At 50.5% G+C, this 297-nt stretch carries 1 pseudogene; it reads right to left on the bottom strand.

Annotation, left to right across the window (positions count from 1 at the left end):
* Nucleotides 1-35: 35 nt before the first annotated feature.
* Nucleotides 36-297 (bottom strand): annotated as a pseudogene (gene araH / locus FDW95_RS24080) (arabinose ABC transporter permease AraH); the annotation flags it as partial.

Below are 297 nucleotides of genomic sequence, written 5' to 3' on the forward strand. Positions count from 1 at the left end.
GGAGAAGCTAAACTAAAAAGTTGGCCGTTAAATCATCAAATAGCACGCTTCGCTTTTTGCTTGTAACGGTCGAAGATCACCGCCGCCAGCAGGATTAGGCCACGGACAACGTACTGGGCGAACGGAGAAATGTTCAGCAGGTTCATTGCGTTTTCAACCGTCCCGAGGATCAACACCCCGGCTACCACATATGAGATTTTTCCGATGCCACCTTTCAGCGAAACGCCCCCCAGCACGCACGCTGAAATCACTATCAATTCATAGCCAATAGACGTCATTGGCTGGCCGCTGGTCATA

It is taken from the genome of Citrobacter sp. wls718 (assembly GCF_005280945.1).
In the GTDB taxonomy this organism is placed as follows: Bacteria; Pseudomonadota; Gammaproteobacteria; order Enterobacterales; family Enterobacteriaceae; genus Citrobacter; species Citrobacter gillenii.